The organism is Kluyvera sp. 142486, from assembly GCF_046569695.1.
Taxonomy (GTDB): domain Bacteria; phylum Pseudomonadota; class Gammaproteobacteria; order Enterobacterales; family Enterobacteriaceae; genus Kluyvera.
Genome location: NZ_JBKHUI010000015.1, coordinates 1 through 17,661 on the forward strand (window position 1 = coordinate 1; position 17,661 = coordinate 17,661).

The window sequence follows — 17,661 nt, forward strand, 5'->3', positions numbered from 1 at the left end:
ATGTCAGATCGTATGCGCCTGTTAGGGCGCGGCTGGTAAGAGAGCCTTATAGGCGCATCAGAAAAACCTCCGGCTATGCCGGAGGATATTTATTTTGCCTGTTTCCTTCCCGGACTGCTTTTCCTCAGTTTTCTCGTGTAACCTTCATGAACAAAACTATGGCAAAAGGAGTTGGTATGCTTCTCTGTTTTTTCCGACAGCTATTTAAGGTGCTTTTTCGGGTCAGGATGACGGGAAACACCGACGCGCTGAACCAGCCGAAGGTGCTGATTACCCCGAACCACGTCTCGTTCCTCGATGGCATATTATTGGCGCTGTTTCTCCCCGTTCGTCCGGTTTTTGCCGTCTATACCTCAATTTCGCAAAAATGGTTTATGCGTTGGCTGACGCCAATCATTGATTTCGTCCCGTTAGATCCGACCAAGCCAATGTCCATCAAGCACCTGGTGCGCCTGATTGAACAGGGTCGCCCGGTGGTGATATTCCCGGAAGGGCGTATTTCGGTATCCGGCTCGTTGATGAAGATTTACGACGGCGCGGCCTTTGTGGCGGCCAAGTCCGGGGCGACGATTATTCCGCTGCGCATTGAAGGCGCGGAGTTGACCTACTTCAGCCGCCTGAAAGGGCTGGTAAAGCAGCGCCTGTTCCCGCGCATTTCGCTGCATCTGCTGCCGCCAACCACGCTGCCGATGCCGGAAGCGCCACGCGCGCGCGACCGTCGCAAAATTGCCGGAGAAATGCTGCATCAGATTATGATGGAAGCGCGCATGGCGGTTCGCCCGCGTGAAACCCTGTATGAATCGTTACTGACCGCCATGCACCGCTATGGCGAGAAAAAACCGTGTGTGGAAGACATCAACTTCCAGCCGGATAGCTATCGCAAGCTGCTGACCAAAACGCTGTTTGTGGCGCGTATTCTGGAAAAATACAGCAAAAAAGGTGAAAAGATTGGCCTGATGCTGCCGAACGCGGGCATCAGCGCGGCGGTGATTTTTGGCGCTATTGCCCGTGGGCGTATCCCGGCAATGATGAACTACACTGCCGGTGTAAAAGGGTTGACCAGCGCCATTACTGCCGCACAGATCGGCACCATCTTTACCTCTCGAACCTTCCTTGATAAAGGCAAACTCTGGCATCTGACCGAGCAGCTCACCCAGGTGCGCTGGGTGTTCCTCGAAGATTTAAAAGGCGATGTGACCACGACGGACAAGCTGTGGATCTTCTCCCGCGTGCTGATGCCCCGCCTGGCGCAGGTTGCGCAGAAGCCGGAAGACCCGGCGATTATCCTCTTTACCTCCGGCTCGGAAGGCCATCCGAAAGGGGTGGTGCATAGCCATAAAAGTATCCTGGCGAACGTGGAGCAGATTAAAACCATCGCTGACTTCACCGCCAACGATCGCTTTATGTCGGCGCTGCCGCTGTTCCACTCCTTCGGCCTGACGGTGGGGCTATTCACACCGCTGTTGACCGGCGCAGAAGTGTTCCTTTACCCAAGCCCGCTGCACTATCGCGTGGTGCCGGAGTTGGTCTATGACCGCAACTGTACCGTGCTGTTTGGAACTTCCACTTTCTTAGCCAACTACGCGCGCTTCGCCAACCCGTACGATTTCTATCGTCTACGCTATGTCGTGGCGGGGGCGGAAAAGCTGCAACAAAGCACCAAAGAGCTGTGGCAGGACAAATTTGGCCTGCGCATTCTCGAAGGTTACGGTGTGACCGAATGCGCGCCGGTGGTCTCCATCAACGTACCGATGGCGGCGAAGCCGGGTACGGTGGGGCGCATTCTGCCGGGCATGGACGCACGGTTGCTGGAAGTGCCGGGCATTGAACAGGGCGGCCGCCTGCAGCTGAAGGGGCCGAATATCATGGCGGGCTATCTGCGCGTTGAGAATCCGGGCGTGCTTGAAGTGCCTACGGCTGAGAATCAGCACGGCGAGCTGGAAAACGGCTGGTATGACACCGGTGATATCGTGGCCTTTGATGCGCAGGGCTTTGTGCAAATTCAGGGCCGCGCGAAGCGTTTTGCCAAAATTGCCGGCGAAATGGTCTCGCTGGAAATCGTTGAGCAGTTAGCGCTGGGCGTGTCGCCTGAAAAAATGCATGCCACCGCGGTGAAAACCGACGCCAGCAAAGGCGAGGCGCTGGTGCTGTTTACCACCGATAATGAACTCACCCGCGACAAGCTGCTGCAGTATGCGCGGGCCCATGGCGTACCGGAGCTGGCGGTGCCGCGAGATATTCGCTGGCTGAAACAGCTGCCGCTGCTTGGCAGCGGTAAACCGGATTTCGTCACCCTTAAGAGCATGGTCGCAGAGACGGAACATCCGAATGAGTGAGTCAGTACACACTAACAATTCCCTGCTGTCGAAAGGTATGATGGCGGTGATTGTGGCCCAGTTCTTTTCGGCGTTCGGCGATAACGCGCTGCTGTTTGCCGTGCTGGCGTTGATGAAGCAGCAGTTTTACCCGGAGTGGAGCCAGCCGGTGCTGCAGATGGTGTTTGTGGGCGCTTACATCATCTTCGCCCCGTTTGTCGGCCAGGTGGCGGACAGCTTCGGCAAAGGTCGGGTGATGATGTTTGCCAACGGCCTGAAGTTGGTCGGTGCGGCGACAATTTGCGCGGGCCTGAACCCGTTTATCGGCTATACGCTGGTGGGCATTGGCGCGGCCTCATACTCCCCGGCGAAGTACGGCATTCTCGGTGAAATCACTACCGGCGATAAGCTGGTGAAAGCCAACGGTTTAATGGAGGCCTCGACCATCGCCGCCATTCTGATTGGCTCCGTCGCCGGTGGCGTAGTGGCCGACTGGAGCGTGGTAGGGGCGCTGGTACTTTGCGCGGTGGTGTACGGCATCGCGGTGGCGGCCAACTTCTTTATTCCGAAACTGCCTGCGGCGCGTCCGGGCCAGTCCTGGCGTTTTCGTCCAATGACCCACAGCTTCTTTAACGCCTGCAACGTGCTGTGGCACAACGGCGAAACGCGTTTTTCTCTGCTTGGCACCAGCATGTTCTGGGGCGCAGGGGTGACGCTGCGTTTTCTGCTGGTGCTGTGGGTGCCGGTGGCATTGGGAATTACCGATAACGCGACGCCAACCTATCTGAATGCGATGGTTGCTGTCGGGATTGTGGTGGGTGCGGGCGCGGCGGCAAAGCTGGTGACGCTTGAAACCGTGGCACGCTGTATGCCGGCCGGGGTGTTGATTGGCGTGGTTGTCGCCATTTTTGCCTTCCAGCATGCGCTGCTGCCGGCGTACGTACTGCTGTTTATCATCGGTATCTGCGGCGGTTTCTTTGTGGTGCCGCTCAATGCGCTACTGCAGGATCGCGGCAAACACACCGTGGGTTCGGGCAATGCGATAGCGGTACAAAACCTCGGTGAAAACAGCGCCATGCTGATTATGCTGGGGCTCTATTCGCTGGCGGTGGCGGTGAATATTCCGGTGGTCGGCGTGGGGATTGGTTTTGGCGTGTTGTTTGCGCTGGCGATTCTCGCGCTGTGGCTATGGGGTAAGCGCCGTTGATGTAACCCCGGCGGCGCTTCGCTTGGCCGGGCTACATTTGTTCCGGTAGCCGGGCGAGCGCAAGCGACCCCGGGACTGCTCATTGTGGGCCGGATAAGCGTAGCGCCATCCGGCACGATGCGGCACCTTGCCGGATGGCGGCGTAACCGCCTTATCCGGCCTACATCTTAAGGTGCCGGGTAGGTATAAACCTGATGCACCGCTTCAATCTCCGCCAACACTTCCGCGCTTAGCTCCAGATGCAGGCTTTCAACGTTAGTTTTCAGCTGCTCCATCGTCGTCGCGCCTAACAGCGTGCTGGCAACGAACGGCTGACGGCGAACGAACGCTAGCGCCATTTGTGCCGGGTCGAGGTTATGACGTTTGGCGATATCAACGTATGCCGCCACTGCCTTCTGCGTCTGCTCACCGCTGTAGCGGGTGAAGCGGCTGAACAACGTATTACGTGCGCCCGCAGGCTTCGCACCGTTCAGGTACTTACCGGTGAGCGTCCCGAAGGCCAGGCAGGAGTAGGCCAGCAGCTCAACGCCTTCAAACTGGCTCACTTCCGCCAGCGCCACTTCGTAGCTGCGGTTCACCAGGCTGTACGGGTTCTGGATGGTGACGATGCGCGGCAGATCGTGTTTATCCGCCAGATGCAGGTAGCGCATTACGCCAAACGCCGTTTCGTTGGATACGCCGATATAGCGAATCTTCCCGGCGCGCTGATATTCGGTAAGCGCTTCCAGCGTCTCCAGCAGCGACACGACCGGCGCGGAGTCGGCCCAGGTGTAACCCAGCTTACCGAAGCAGTTGGTCGGGCGCTGCGGCCAGTGCACCTGGTAGAGATCGAGATAATCGGTCTGCAGGCGCGTCAGCGAGTTGTGCAGCGCATCGCGAATGTTTTTGCGGTCCAGCGCCTGATTAGGGCGGATGCCGCTATCGTTGTTGCGCGAAGGGCCGCTCACCTTCGAGGCGATCACTAACTTTTCGCGGTTGCCATGTTTCGCCAGCCAGTTACCGACATAGGTCTCGGTCAGCCCTTGGGTTTCCGGGCGCGGAGGAACGGGGTACATCTCGGCGACATCGATAAGATTGATGCCCTGACTAACGGCATAATCAAGCTGTGCGTGGGCGTCGGCTTCGCTATTTTGTTCACCAAACGTCATAGTGCCAAGCCCGAGGGTGCTTATCTCAAGCGAGCTGTGGGGGATACGGTGGTACTGCATAAGCCGGCTTCCTTTTATCAACAGCGTCAGGAGAGAGTCCTGACAAAGGAATATAAAAATGGCAGAGGGGGAGAAAAAGGGAAAGCAGAAAATGAAAAAAGGCCAGCAGGCGGCTGACCTCTCTGATTATCGTTTGATAATTTGCGACACGTCGTCGCGGTTGATCTGCATTTTATTACCTTGCTGATCTTCATAGCTGATAAGCCCGGTGTCGTCATCGACTTCCGGTTTACCGTCAGTCAGGATCATCCGACCATCTTTGGTAGCCATCACGTAATCGCTGCTACAGCCGGAAACTGCAAAAGCTAAACCTACTGCGGAAATCAACACTGCCCATTTTGTCATCGTTATCCCCTTCATCGCCGCACTCTTAATAGTCTAGTAATAACCGACTCAAGGGACAGCATAAAGCAGGAAAATCTTAAAAAAACCGGACGCAGCCCTCAATTGAGGGCTGTTGATGAACGATTAAAGGGGATTTTTCTTGCTTCGCAGCAGATTGAGGCTCTCGACCGCCATAGAGAAGAACATCGCAAAGTAGATGTAGCCTTTTGGCACATGCACATCGAAGCTCTCGAGGATCAGCGTAAAGCCAACCAGAATCAGGAACGACAGCGCCAGCATCTTCACCGACGGATGGCGCTCGACGAACTCGCCAATCGAGCGCGCGGCAAACATCATCACGCACACGGCAATCACCACGGCGGCCATCATAATGAACAGATGGTCAGAGAGGCCCACGGCGGTGATGACAGAGTCGAGGCTGAAGATGATATCCAGCATCATAATCTGCACGATGGCGCCAAAAAACGAATGGACGTTCGTTTTCATGCTCTCTTCATCGCCTTCGATCGACTCGTGGATCTCCATACTGGCTTTCCAGATAAGGAACAGCCCGCCAACCAGTAAAATCAGATCGCGAATGGAAATGGCCTGGCCGAACAGCGTAAACAGCGGCTGGGTCAGCTTCACCACCCAGGCAATGGAGGCCAACAGCGCCAGACGCATCACCATCGCCCCCATCAACCCCAGACGGCGAGCATGCGCCCGCTGTGCGGTAGGGAGCTTAGCCACAACCAGAGAGAGGAAAATAATATTGTCGATGCCCAGGACGATTTCCAGAATCGTCAGCGTGCCGAGCGCAAGCCAGGCATTGGGATCGGTGATCCATGCAAATAACATTAGATAAGTCCTGCCAAATAGAACAAAAGCGTTAATCGATGTACGTTGATGTGCTTCCCCGCAACTGCCGCTGGCACCGGCTCATCCTATGAAACGAAAGCTATCGCTCAGAGAAGAAGTAAAGGCGTACCAGCGAGCATGCTGCGTGCAGCAGGGAGGAGTATAAGCCCGCAGCGCGGCAGGACAAAAAAATTAATCAGTGCGTAACATAAAGTGGCGTGCCAGCAGGGCGGCGGTGAAGTTCTTTTTGAGATAAAAACCGCGCGGCAGCGTCATTATCGGCTCTCCGTGCGCGCCTATCGCTTCGGTCAGCGCTTTACTGTTGGCGGCCTTCGGCCTGAGCTGGAGCACCTCGCCGTGACGAGCGGTAATGCGTTCTACCTGGCCGAGCACGATCAGATCCATCAACTCTTCCCAGTCCATCTGCAGCTGATGCTCTTCCTCGGCGCTTGGCGTCCATAGCAGCGGCGCGCCTACCCGACGTTCGGCCAGCGGAATAGCGCGATCGCCTTCGACCGGGATCCACAGCACGCGTTTTAGTTTATGGCGCACGTGGCTGTTCTCCCAGGTCACGCCTGAGTTGCCGGTCAGCGGCGCGACGCAGACGAAGGTGGTCTCCAGCGGACGGCCCTGCGTATCGATCGGAATGGTTTTCAGCTCCACCCCCAACGCGGCAAAATCCTGCTCGGGCTTGCTGCCGGCGCTTGCTCCCAGCCAGATCTCCAGCAGCACGCCAATCCAGCCTTTATCGCGCTTTAAATCTTTCGGCGCCACGATACCGGCCATCGCCGCCAGCTCTCCCAACGAATAACCCGCCAGACGCTGCGCCTGAGCAAGCAGCTCAGCCTGGGTTTTAGGCGATTCGGGAAGCGGTGCGAGGGTGGACATGATGAGACGCCTTTTGGTGAAAAAATGAACGACAGTTTTACCGGGTGTGGATAGAGTTTAACTTTTTCTGAGTAAATATACCAAGGTGATGATTATCATCGTTTTTTTACGTATAAATTAGGCAAAAAAATCAGGCGAAAAAAGGTTTTCCAAATCTGGTCACTGACAATGAACAGGATCTTACACCATGTTATCCACAGAAAAGTGGGATAACTGGGGAAAAGCCTGACTACTGTTTCAATTTACAGCCTTGACGTGCGACGAAAATCGAATTTTCGCACAAAAGATGCCTAAGATGTTTGCACAATCTGTGGATAAAACCAACGTTGTTCGATCTTTCATCAATCGAAGGATCGCCTATGTGATGATCGTCACGTTATGCGCTAATGCATCAGGATTAACTATAATAACATAATGAAAAATATCATTTTACTGAACGATAGTTGCATGCGATTATTCAGAGTACTCTGGGTTTTCCCTGGGTAATTCCTTACTTCTTCACAACTCTATCCACAGAAAAAGTGAATAAAATCGCTGACCAGCGCGGTTCTCTGTTTATAACTCTGATGATTACTGTGAGTTATTCAAATGTTATTCGTTGGTAGAGGCGTAATAGAGTGGTTTACCGTTTCCAGCGAGTGTGAAACAATCATTCACATTGAAGCTTATTTTGAGGTAGTCCGGTGATTGATGACGATGGCTACCGCCCGAACGTTGGTATTGTAATTTGCAATCGTCAGGGTCAGGTAATGTGGGCCCGACGCTATGGTCAGCACTCCTGGCAATTTCCCCAAGGGGGCATAAACCCTGGTGAGACAGCAGAACAGGCGATGTATCGGGAACTGTTCGAAGAAGTTGGATTAAGCCGTAAAGATGTGCGGATCCTCGCTTCGACCCGAAACTGGTTGCGTTACAAGTTGCCAAAACGTTTGGTGCGTTGGGACACTAAGCCGGTGTGTATCGGCCAGAAACAAAAGTGGTTTCTCTTGCAGTTGATCGGCAATGACGCGGATATCAATATGCAGACCAGCAGCACGCCGGAGTTCGACGGCTGGCGCTGGGTGAGTTACTGGTATCCGGTGCGTCAGGTCGTCTCGTTTAAACGCGACGTCTACCGCCGGGTAATGAAAGAGTTCGCCAGTGTAGTGATGGCGCTTGCGGAGAGCGCGCCAAAGCCGCAAAGCGCGCCTGCTTATCGACGTAAAAGAGGTTAAGCCACGCATATTATGCTCACTCGCTTGCGCGAAATTGTTGAGAAGGTCGCGAGTGCGCCTCGCCTGAACGAGGCGCTGGATATTCTGGTTACCGATGTCTGCCAGGCGATGGAGACGGAGGTATGCTCGGTCTATCTCGCCGACAACGATCGACGCTGCTTTTACCTGATGGCGACCCGCGGGCTGAAGAAGCCACGCGGTCGTACCATCACGCTCGCCTTTGATGAAGGCATCGTTGGCCTGGTTGGCCGACTGGCTGAACCCATAAACCTTGCCGACGCGCAAAAACACCCCAGCTACAAATACATCCCCTCAGTAAAAGAAGAGCGCTTCCGTGCCTTTCTTGGCGTGCCGATTATTCAGCGCCGCCAACTGCTGGGCGTGCTGGTGGTGCAGCAGCGCGAACTGCGTCAGTTCGACGAAAGCGAAGAGTCATTCCTGGTGACGCTCGCCACTCAGATGGCGGCGATCCTCTCCCAATCTCAGCTGACGGCGCTGTTTGGTCAGTACCGCCAGACGCGTATCCGTGCGCTGCCCGCCTCGCCGGGCGTGGCGATTGCCGAAGGCTGGATGGACGCCACCCTGCCATTGATGGAGCAGGTTTATGAAGCGTCATCGCTGGATACCGCGCTTGAGCGCGAGCGTTTAACCGCCGCGTTGGAAGAGGCGGCGAACGAGTTTCGTCGCTACAGCAAACGCTATGCCGCCGGGGCGCAAAAAGAGACGGCGGCGATTTTCGACCTCTATTCACACCTGCTCTCTGACGCCAGCCTGCGCCGCGAACTGTTCGCGGAAGTCGATAAAGGCTCGGTCGCCGAATGGGCGGTGAAAAAAATTATCGAGAAGTTCGCCGAACAGTTTGCCGCCCTGAGCGACGGCTATCTGAAAGAGCGAGCGGGCGATCTGCGTACGCTCGGGCAGCGTCTGCTGTTCCACCTTGATGACACCACGCAGGGCGCGAACGGCTGGCCCGCGCGGTTTGTGCTGGTGGCTGACGAACTCTCTGCCGCGACGCTTGCGGAAGTGCCGCAGGATCGTTTAGCGGGCGTGGTCGTTCGTGACGGTGCCGCCAACTCCCATGCGGCGATCATGGTGCGTGCGTTGGGCATTCCGACGGTGATGGGGGCAGACATTCAGCCTGCGATCCTTCATGGACGCACGCTGGTGGTGGATGGCTATCGCGGTGAACTGCTGGTCGATCCTGAACCGATCCTGGTGCAGGAATACCAGCGTCTTATCAGCGAAGAGAACGAACTTAGCCGCCTGGCGGAAGGGGACGTTGAACGCCCGGCAGAGCTGAAAAGCGGCGAGCGTGTGAAGGTGATGCTCAACGCTGGCCTCAGCCCTGAACATGAGCAGAAGCTGGGGCGTCGCATCGATGGCATTGGCCTCTATCGCACCGAAATTCCGTTTATGCTGCAAAGCGGCTTCCCGTCAGAAGAGGAACAGGTGGCGCAGTATCAGGGCATGCTGCAGATGTTCAACGACAAACCGGTGACGCTGCGTACGCTTGACGTTGGCGCGGATAAACAGCTGCCGTATATGCCGATCAGCGAAGAGAACCCATGCCTTGGCTGGCGCGGGATCCGCATCACGCTCGATCAGCCAGAGATCTTCCTGATCCAGGTGCGTGCGATGCTGCGCGCCAATGCGGCAACCGGCAATCTCAGCATTCTGCTGCCGATGATCACCAACCTTGAAGAGGTGGATGAAGCACGTCGCCTGATTGACCGCGCCGGTCGCGAAGTGGAAGAGATGATCGGCTATGCGATCCCAAAACCACGTATCGGGATCATGCTGGAAGTGCCGTCGATGATCTTTATGCTGCCGAATCTGGCAAATCGCGTCGATTTCATCTCGGTGGGCACCAACGACCTGACCCAGTACGTGCTCGCGGTTGACCGCAACAACACGCGCGTTGCCAGCATGTATGACAGCCTGCATCCCGGCATGATTCGGGTGCTGTCGATGATTGTCCAGGAAGCGGAGCGCTACGGCATTGATTTACGCCTGTGCGGCGAAATGGCGGGGGACCCAATGTGCGTCACTATTTTGGTGGGCCTCGGCTTCCGTCATCTGTCGATGAACGGCCGCTCGGTGGCGCGCGTGAAGTATCTGCTGCGCAATATCGATCTCGAAGATGCCGAAACCCTGGCACGTCGCAGCCTGGATGCGCAGATGGCGACTGAAGTGCGCCATCAGGTGGCAGCCTTTATGGAACGTCGTGGCCTGGGTGGCCTGATTCGCGGCGGCCTGTAGGCGCTGATAAGCGCAGCGCCATCAGGCAGTCCGGCGCACATTGCCGGATGGCGCTACTGTATGACCGGATACATTCTGCACCACCTCGTAGCCCGGCCGAGCGCAGCGACGCCGGGATCTCACAATGCTCCCCGTTTATACATATCTTTTACATCTTCTCCGCATCATCTCTCATCTCCCCTGTGCTATCATTCGCACCTTTGGAGCGCCTGAAGCTTCCGGCGCGCATCTCTACCGCTGTCCACTTCCGGCGGAATAACAAGCATTTGTGGTGACAGATGAATAGTGGTTATCTGCGTTTCCCGGACTTTGATCCGGTAATTTTCTCCATCGGACCGGTCTCCCTGCATTGGTACGGCATGATGTACCTTGTGGGCTTTATCTTTGCCATGTGGCTGGCGACGCGTCGTGCGAACCGCCCAAACAGCGGCTGGACCAAAAACGAAGTTGAAAACCTGCTGTATGCGGGCTTCCTCGGGGTATTCCTCGGCGGGCGCATCGGCTACGTGATGTTCTACAACTTCGACTCCTTCCTGCAGGACCCGCTCTATCTGTTCCGCGTCTGGGACGGTGGGATGTCCTTCCACGGCGGCCTGATTGGCGTGATCGTGGTGATGATTATCTTCGCCAAACGCACCAAGCGTACCTTCTTCCAGGTGTCTGACTTCATTGCGCCGCTGATTCCGTTTGGTCTGGGCTGCGGTCGTCTGGGGAACTTTATCAACGGCGAACTGTGGGGCCGCGTCGACCCGAGCTTCCACTACACCATGCTATTCCCGGGCTCCCGTGCGGAAGACCTGGCACTGCTGCCGTCTCACCCGGAATGGCAAACGCTGTTTGATACCTACGGCTCGCTGCCGCGCCATGCGTCCCAGCTGTATGAACTGGCGCTGGAAGGCGTGGTGCTGTTCCTGATCCTGAACTTCTTTATCCGTAAACCGCGCCCGGCGGGCTCGGTCTCCGGGCTGTTCCTGATTGGCTACGGTCTGTTCCGCATCATCTCTGAATTCTTCCGCCAGCCGGACGCGCAGTTCACCGGCGAGTGGGTGCAGTACATCAGCATGGGGCAGATTCTTTCGATTCCGATGGTGCTTGCGGGTATCATTATGATGGTCTGGGCGTTTCGCCGTCCGCAGCAACAGATCTCCTGAGGAAGCATGAAACAGTATCTTGAACTGATGCAGAAGGTGCTCGATGAGGGCACCCAGAAAAACGACCGTACCGGCACCGGCACCGTCTCCATTTTCGGCCACCAGATGCGCTTTAACCTGCAAGAAGGTTTCCCGCTGGTGACGACCAAGCGCTGCCATCTGCGCTCCATCATCCACGAACTGCTGTGGTTCCTGCAGGGCGACACCAACGTTGCCTACCTGCACGAAAACAACGTCAGCATCTGGGATGAATGGGCCGATGAGAACGGCAACCTGGGGCCGGTCTACGGCAAACAGTGGCGCGCCTGGCCAACGCCGGACGGCCGCCATATCGACCAGATCACCACCGTGATGAACCAGCTGAAAAACGATCCGGATTCACGCCGTATCATCGTTTCCGCGTGGAACGTCGGTGAACTGGACAAGATGGCGCTGGCGCCGTGCCATGCGTTTTTCCAGTTCTACGTGGCTGACGGCAAGCTATCTTGTCAGCTCTATCAGCGCTCCTGCGACGTGTTCCTCGGCCTGCCGTTCAACATCGCCAGCTATGCGCTGCTGGTGCATATGATGGCGCAGCAGTGCGACCTGGAAGTGGGGGACTTTGTCTGGACCGGCGGGGATACCCACCTGTACAGCAACCACATGGAACAGACCGCTCTGCAGCTGACCCGCGAACCGCGTGCGCTGCCGAAGCTGGTGATTAAACGTAAGCCGGAGTCTATTTTCGACTACCGCTTTGATGACTTTGAAATCGAAGGTTACGACCCGCACCCGGGTATCAAAGCACCGGTGGCGATTTAATCTCACGGTCATAAAAAACGGCACTTAGGTGCCGTTTTTTTATGCGTGGTTGACGGTATTTCTGGCGCCGTAAGCCCCCGTTTTGCGAAGCACTTTCCTCGTTTCCGCCCGCGTTGCTGTAAACCACTATTTTCCCCTGAAGACGACTCGTAAAAGCCAAATCCCTGACTCGTGCTCCCTTAACGCGCGCGCCATACTGCCCGTCATGAACAGAGAAAGAGAACGGGGCTATACCCTGATTGAAACCCTGGTGGCGTTGACGCTGGTGCTTATCCTCAGCGCAACCGGCCTGTACGGCTGGCACCGTTGGCAGCAGTCGCAGCGGCTGTGGCAAACCGCCAGCGAACTGCGCGGCTACCTGATGGCGATGCGCAGCGATGCCAACTGGCATAACCGCGATCGTATCTTCCGGTTACATCGGCACGAAAGCAGCTGGTGCGTGGTGGCCGATGAAGCCGTCCTGGCAGGCTGCCCAACGGGCAACCCCGCTATATTTCACCCAATGTGGGCAGGGGTGGATGTCAGCCATATCACGCCTAATCTGGCTTTTTTTGGCCTGCGTAATACCGCATGGGCGGGCAACGTGACGCTGGTTAGCGACGCGGGGCGCTGGACGGTGGTTATCTCAAACGGAGGACGAGTGCGGTTATGCGAAGGGGGGGCATGTTAATGCGCGGGTTTTCGCTACTGGAGGTACTGATTGCGATGGCGATTAGCAGCGTGTTACTGCTGGGCGCTTCTCGCTTCCAGCCCGCGCTGCAGCGGGGAATTTTCCTGCAAATGCGTCAGCAAACGCTGGAGGACGATCTCTGGCAGAGCGTTTATACGGTCGCAAAGCATCTTCAACGTGCGGGCTACTGCGGTGGCGATAGCTGCCAGGGCGAAGCGCTGACGATTGCGGAGGAAGGACAGTGCGTTATTGCCCGCTGGGATGGCAACAGCAACGGTATCTGGGAAACATCGCCGACCGAAAGTGCTGACAGCATTGGCTTTCGCCTGAAGTCCGGCGTGCTGGAGACGCTGCGCGGGGCGAAAGCCTGTAGCGGCAGCGGCTGGGATAAAATGACCGACCCGGCGACGGCGACCGTCACGGCTTTTCGGGTGTCGCGCCAGGCCATCAGCGGGTTTGCGCCGGAGTTGTTGATTAGCTTATCGGCCACGGCGACGAGCGGCGCGGCCGCCAGCGCGCAGTATGGGGTGACGGGGTATAACCTGTGAATCGCCAGCGTGGGGTTTCATCGCTAGCGATGGTGTTGATGCTGCTGGTTACCGGCAGCCTGATGCTGCAAGGGCTGAATCAGGCGCTGCGGCAGCAAACTGCGAACGTCAGTACAGAAAGTCGGGCGCTTCAGCACACCGCGGAGGTTCATACGGCGTTGCAGTGGGGGAAAGTCCAGAACTGGGCGGCAGAGGCCGGGGCGCAATGTCTGGTGCATGGCGGTATAACGCGGGTTTGTCTACGGCTCTTCGATGACGGCACGTTGCTTCTGGTGGCCAAAAATGAGGCGCTCATGCTCTGGCAGTCGGGACGCTGGGCGGCGGGAAGTCTCCGTTTTTCCGCACATGGCTGGAGCGATTTTTGCCCGTTAAAGGAGGTGGCGCGATGCCAGATACCCTGAAAATGCGAGGTTTTAGCCTGCCGGAAGTGGTGCTGGCAATGTGCCTGATGGTGAGCGTAGTGACGGCGCTGGGCGGCTATTATCGTGTATTGGCAACCAGCAGCCTTGAGCTTAATCAGTACCGCCAGATGTGGCGCTACGCCTGGGGGCAAACGCAGCAGCAGGCACTGGCGCTGCCTGTTGGCTGGGAGAGCCAGCGGGGACAGACATCGTCACAACGTTGTGTCAGCATCAATGCTACTATTACCACCCCCATGGGTAAGCAGGGGCGCATGTCCCGCCTGCATTGCCCGGTCAGTCAGTAGTCAGGAGCGAATATGTTAAGGGTCTACCACTCCAATCGTCTGGACGTGCTGGAAGCATTGATGGAGTTCATCGTTGAGCAGGACCGCCTGGCGGACCCTTTTGAGCCTGAAATGATCCTCGTGCAAAGTACCGGTATGGCGCAGTGGCTGCAAATGACGCTGTCCCAGCGCTTTGGCATTGCCGCGAATATCGACTTCCCGCTGCCCGCGAGCTTTATCTGGGACATGTTCACCCGCGTGCTGCCCGAAATCCCCGGCGAGAGCGCCTTCAACAAACAGAGCATGAGCTGGAAGCTGATGACCCTGCTGCCGGGCATGCTTGATGATGAAGCCTTTACGCCGCTGCGCCACTATCTGACTGACGACGCCGACAAGCGCAAGCTGTTCCAGCTGGCCTCCCGCGTCGCTGACCTCTATGACCAGTATCTGGTCTACCGCCCTCAATGGCTGACGGAGTGGGAAGCCGGAAGGTTAGTCGACGGCGTGGGCGAGGCGCAGGTGTGGCAAGCGCCGCTGTGGAAGGCGCTGGTGGAGCATACCGCCGCTCTGGGCCAACCGCTGTGGCATCGTGCCAACCTCTATCAGCGTTTTATCGACACCCTGGAAAAGAGCAGCGAGCCGCCCGCAGGCCTGCCGGCACGCGTCTTTATCTGCGGGATCTCCGCGCTGCCGCCGGTTTACCTACACGCGCTACAGGCGCTGGGCAAACACGTTGATATCTACGTGCTGTTCACCAACCCGTGCCGCTACTACTGGGGCGATATTAAAGACCCGGCATTCCTGGCGCGATTAATGGCGCGCCAGCGTCGACATTATCGTGAACAACGTGAGCTGCCGCTGTTCCAGGATGCTAGCCACGCGCCGGGGCTGTTTAACGACGACGGCGAGCAGGACGTTGGCAACCCGATGCTGGCCTCCTGGGGCAAGCTGGGGCGCGACTATATCTACCTGCTGGCGGGGCTTGAGCGCTATCAGGAGCTGGATGCATTTGTCGATATCGAACCCGACAACCTGCTGCACAACCTTCAGTACGACGTGCTGGAGCTGAAAAACTCCGCCATTGCCGGGCGCACTGCCGAAGAGTTTGCCCACAGCGGCAATAAGCGACCGCTGGCGCGAGACGACCGCAGCCTGACCGTCCACGTTTGCCATAGCCCGCAGCGCGAAGTTGAAGTGCTGCACGACCGCCTGCTGGCGATGCTGGAGGCCGACCCGACGCTGACGCCCCGCGACATCATCGTCATGGTGGCGGATATCGATAGCTACAGCCCGTTTATTCAGGCCGTGTTCGGCAGCGCCACCGGCGAACGCTATCTGCCGTACGCCATTTCGGACCGCCGCGCCCGTCAGGCTCACCCGGCGATGCAGGCGTTTATTACTCTGCTGTCGCTGCCCGACAGCCGCTTTACCAGCGAAGACGTGCTGGCACTGCTTGATGTGCCGGTACTGGCGGCGCGTTTCAACATTGATGAGGCGGGCCTGCTTCATCTGCGTCAGTGGGTGAACGAATCCGGCGTACGCTGGGGGATGGACGACGATAACGTCCGCGAAATGGACCTGCCAGCCACCGGGCAGCATACCTGGCGTTTTGGTCTCACGCGTATGCTGCTGGGCTACGCGATGGAGAGCGAGCAGGGCGAGTGGCAGGAGGTGCTGCCGTATGATGAGTCCAGCGGCCTGATTGCCGAACTGGTGGGGCACCTGGCTTCACTGCTGATGCAGCTTAACCGCTGGCGGCAGGTGCTCACGCAGGCGCGTTCGCTGGAGGAATGGCTGCCAGTGTGCCGTGAAATGCTGAACGACTTCTTCCTGCCGGATCAGGACACCGAAGCCGCTCTGGCGCTGATTGAGCAGCAGTGGCAGGCGATAATCGCCCAGGGCGTGCAGTCACAGTACGCCGGTGAGGTGCCTCTGACGCTGCTGCGTGACGAGCTGGCGCAGCGTCTCGATCAGGAACGCATCAGCCAGCGCTTCCTGGCGGGCCCAATCAATATTTGTACCCTTATGCCAATGCGCTCCATTCCGTTCAAAGTGGTTTGCCTGCTGGGGATGAACGACGGAATTTACCCACGCGCATTGGCCCCACTCGGCTTTGACCTGATGAGCCAGAAACCGGTACGCGGTGACCGAAGCCGTCGTGACGATGACCGCTATCTGTTCCTTGAAGCCATGATGTCAGCTGAAAAAGCGCTCTATATCAGCTATATCGGCCGCTCCATTCAGGATAATAGCGAACGCTACCCGTCAGTGCTGGTGCAGGAACTGATGGACTATATCGGCCAGAGCCATTGCCTGGAGGGCGACGAAGCGCTTAACTGCGACGAAAGCGAGCAGCGAGTGAAGCGCCACGTGATGCATCTGCACCCGCGTATGCCGTTTGATGCCGACAACTACAAAGCCGGCGAGCAGCAAAGCTATGCTGAGGAGTGGCTGGCGGCGGCAAGCCAGCAGGGCGAAGCGCATTCCGACTTTATCCAGCCGCTGGAACCACTCTCATTGACCACGCTGCCGCTCGAACAGCTTCAGCGCTTCTGGGCGCACCCGGTGCGCGCCTTTTTCCAGATGCGTCTGCAGGTCAATTTCCGTAATGAAGAGAGCGATATTCCCGATACCGAACCGTTCACCCTCGAAGGGCTGACGCGCTATCAGCTCAACCAGCAGTTGTTGAACTCTCTGATAGAGCAACAGGATGCCGGCCTGATGTACCGCCGCTATCGTGCCGCCGGTGAACTGCCCTACGGCCCTTTTGGCGAGATAGCCTGGGAGGCTCAGCATCAGGAGATGAGCGCGCTGGCGAGCCGGGTGATTGAGTATCGCCGCAGCGGGCAGAGCATGGAAATTGACCTCGACTGTGACGGGCTGAATATCACCGGTTGGCTGCCGCAGGTTCAGGAAAACGGCCTGTTGCGTTGGCGGCCTTCTCTGCTTAGCGTTTCACAGGGAATGCAACTTTGGCTGGAACACCTTGTCTACTGTGCTAGCGGCGGAACGGGTGAAAGCCGTCTGCTGCTGCGCAAAGACGGGGAGTGGTGCTTCCCGCCGCTGGCGGCTGAGGAGGCCAAAGTCTATCTGTCACAGTTGGTCGCTGGTTATCGTGAGGGGATGTGTCAGCCGTTGCTGTTCCTGCCGGAGAGCGGCGGTGCATGGATAAAAGCCTGTTACGATGCCGAAAATGATGCCATCTTAGAAGACGAAGAGTCGCTGCAGAAAGCGCGCAGCAAGTTTTTACAGGCTTACGAAGGCAACATGGTGGTGAGCGGCGAAGGGGCCGACGTCTGGTATCAGCGTTTATGGCGCACCCTGGAACCTGCGCAATATGAAGCGATTATCGCGCAGACGACCCCGTATCTGCTGCCCGTATTCCGTTTCAACCAGTCATCGTGATTGTATAAAAATTGCGCAAGCTAATTGGTTCATTTACTATGCGCACAAGTCACGGACTGATGAGTGGCAGCAGACGAAGCGGTAAGCTGAGGCTGAAACTGCCCACAAGAGCATGCTGATTTTTGAAG

Annotated in this window: 16 protein-coding genes; 11 read left to right on the forward strand and 5 right to left on the reverse strand. The window is 57.3% G+C overall.

The features are described from left to right. Positions 1-176: 176 nt before the first annotated feature. Together aas and lplT are read left to right on the forward strand one after the other, a co-directional pair. Entirely contained in the window at positions 177-2,336 is a 2,160-nt protein-coding gene (aas, locus tag ACLGE8_RS16335) for a bifunctional acyl-ACP--phospholipid O-acyltransferase/long-chain-fatty-acid--ACP ligase (protein WP_410999937.1), read from the forward strand. Further along, positions 2,329-3,522, forward strand: coding sequence for a lysophospholipid transporter LplT (lplT, locus tag ACLGE8_RS16340; protein WP_410999938.1), 1,194 nt, complete (start codon positions 2,329-2,331; stop codon positions 3,520-3,522). The genes aas and lplT overlap by 8 nt, the downstream gene beginning before the upstream one ends. Positions 3,523-3,689: 167 nt before the next feature. Here the strand turns inward: lplT and ACLGE8_RS16345 are convergent, their stop codons facing one another. From ACLGE8_RS16345 to ACLGE8_RS16365, 5 genes are all read right to left on the reverse strand, one after another. Beyond that, a complete protein-coding gene (locus tag ACLGE8_RS16345) occupies positions 3,690-4,730 on the reverse strand; it encodes an NADP(H)-dependent aldo-keto reductase (protein ID WP_185667946.1) in 1,041 nt (346 codons plus the stop codon). Positions 4,731-4,856: 126 nt separating this feature from the next. Then, positions 4,857-5,075 (reverse strand): YgdI/YgdR family lipoprotein, encoded by a 219-nt coding sequence (locus tag ACLGE8_RS16350; protein WP_035893968.1) that lies wholly within the window; start codon positions 5,073-5,075, stop codon positions 4,857-4,859. 123 nt (positions 5,076-5,198) lie between these two features. Then, positions 5,199-5,912 carry a TerC family protein gene (locus ACLGE8_RS16355; RefSeq protein WP_410999939.1) on the reverse strand — a complete coding sequence of 238 codons (714 nt, stop codon included), beginning with the start codon at positions 5,910-5,912 and terminating at the stop codon, positions 5,199-5,201. A 192-nt stretch (positions 5,913-6,104) separates the two neighbouring features. Continuing rightward, complete coding sequence (gene mutH, locus ACLGE8_RS16360; protein ID WP_410999940.1) at positions 6,105-6,800, reverse strand: DNA mismatch repair endonuclease MutH; 696 nt, start codon at positions 6,798-6,800, stop codon at positions 6,105-6,107. Positions 6,801-6,895: 95 nt separating this feature from the next. Continuing rightward, positions 6,896-7,042: a hypothetical protein gene (locus ACLGE8_RS16365; protein ID WP_411000038.1), complete on the reverse strand. Its 147-nt coding sequence runs from the start codon at positions 7,040-7,042 to the stop codon at positions 6,896-6,898. 441 nt (positions 7,043-7,483) lie between these two features. On the opposite strand from ACLGE8_RS16365, the gene rppH reads away from it, so the two are divergent. The 9 genes from rppH to recC all read left to right on the forward strand — a co-directional run bounded on the left by rppH (position 7,484) and on the right by recC (position 17,533). Continuing rightward, entirely contained in the window at positions 7,484-8,014 is a 531-nt protein-coding gene (gene rppH, locus ACLGE8_RS16370; RefSeq protein ID WP_035893962.1) for an RNA pyrophosphohydrolase, read from the forward strand. 12 nt (positions 8,015-8,026) lie between these two features. After that, positions 8,027-10,273 carry a phosphoenolpyruvate--protein phosphotransferase gene (ptsP, locus tag ACLGE8_RS16375; RefSeq protein WP_410999941.1) on the forward strand — a complete coding sequence of 749 codons (2,247 nt, stop codon included), beginning with the start codon at positions 8,027-8,029 and terminating at the stop codon, positions 10,271-10,273. 278 nt (positions 10,274-10,551) lie between these two features. Beyond that, positions 10,552-11,424 (forward strand): prolipoprotein diacylglyceryl transferase, encoded by an 873-nt coding sequence (gene lgt, locus ACLGE8_RS16380; protein WP_185667950.1) that lies wholly within the window; start codon positions 10,552-10,554, stop codon positions 11,422-11,424. 6 nt (positions 11,425-11,430) lie between these two features. Beyond that, a complete protein-coding gene (gene thyA, locus ACLGE8_RS16385; protein WP_123650647.1) occupies positions 11,431-12,225 on the forward strand; it encodes a thymidylate synthase in 795 nt (264 codons plus the stop codon). A 205-nt stretch (positions 12,226-12,430) separates the two neighbouring features. Beyond that, the gene (locus tag ACLGE8_RS16390) at positions 12,431-12,895 is read left to right on the forward strand and encodes a prepilin peptidase-dependent protein (RefSeq protein WP_410999942.1); all 465 of its coding nucleotides are present in this window, start codon (positions 12,431-12,433) and stop codon (positions 12,893-12,895) included. Continuing rightward, complete coding sequence (locus ACLGE8_RS16395; RefSeq protein ID WP_410999943.1) at positions 12,889-13,443, forward strand: prepilin peptidase-dependent protein; 555 nt, start codon at positions 12,889-12,891, stop codon at positions 13,441-13,443. Before ACLGE8_RS16390 ends, ACLGE8_RS16395 begins: the two co-directional genes overlap by 7 nt. Further along, positions 13,440-13,844: a DUF2509 family protein gene (locus ACLGE8_RS16400; RefSeq protein ID WP_410999944.1), complete on the forward strand. Its 405-nt coding sequence runs from the start codon at positions 13,440-13,442 to the stop codon at positions 13,842-13,844. Before ACLGE8_RS16395 ends, ACLGE8_RS16400 begins: the two co-directional genes overlap by 4 nt. Further along, positions 13,829-14,149: a prepilin-type N-terminal cleavage/methylation domain-containing protein gene (locus ACLGE8_RS16405; RefSeq protein ID WP_410999945.1), complete on the forward strand. Its 321-nt coding sequence runs from the start codon at positions 13,829-13,831 to the stop codon at positions 14,147-14,149. Before ACLGE8_RS16400 ends, ACLGE8_RS16405 begins: the two co-directional genes overlap by 16 nt. A 12-nt stretch (positions 14,150-14,161) precedes the next feature. Beyond that, the gene (gene recC, locus ACLGE8_RS16410) at positions 14,162-17,533 is read left to right on the forward strand and encodes an exodeoxyribonuclease V subunit gamma (protein WP_410999946.1); all 3,372 of its coding nucleotides are present in this window, start codon (positions 14,162-14,164) and stop codon (positions 17,531-17,533) included. The last annotated feature ends 128 nt before the right edge of the window (positions 17,534-17,661 follow it).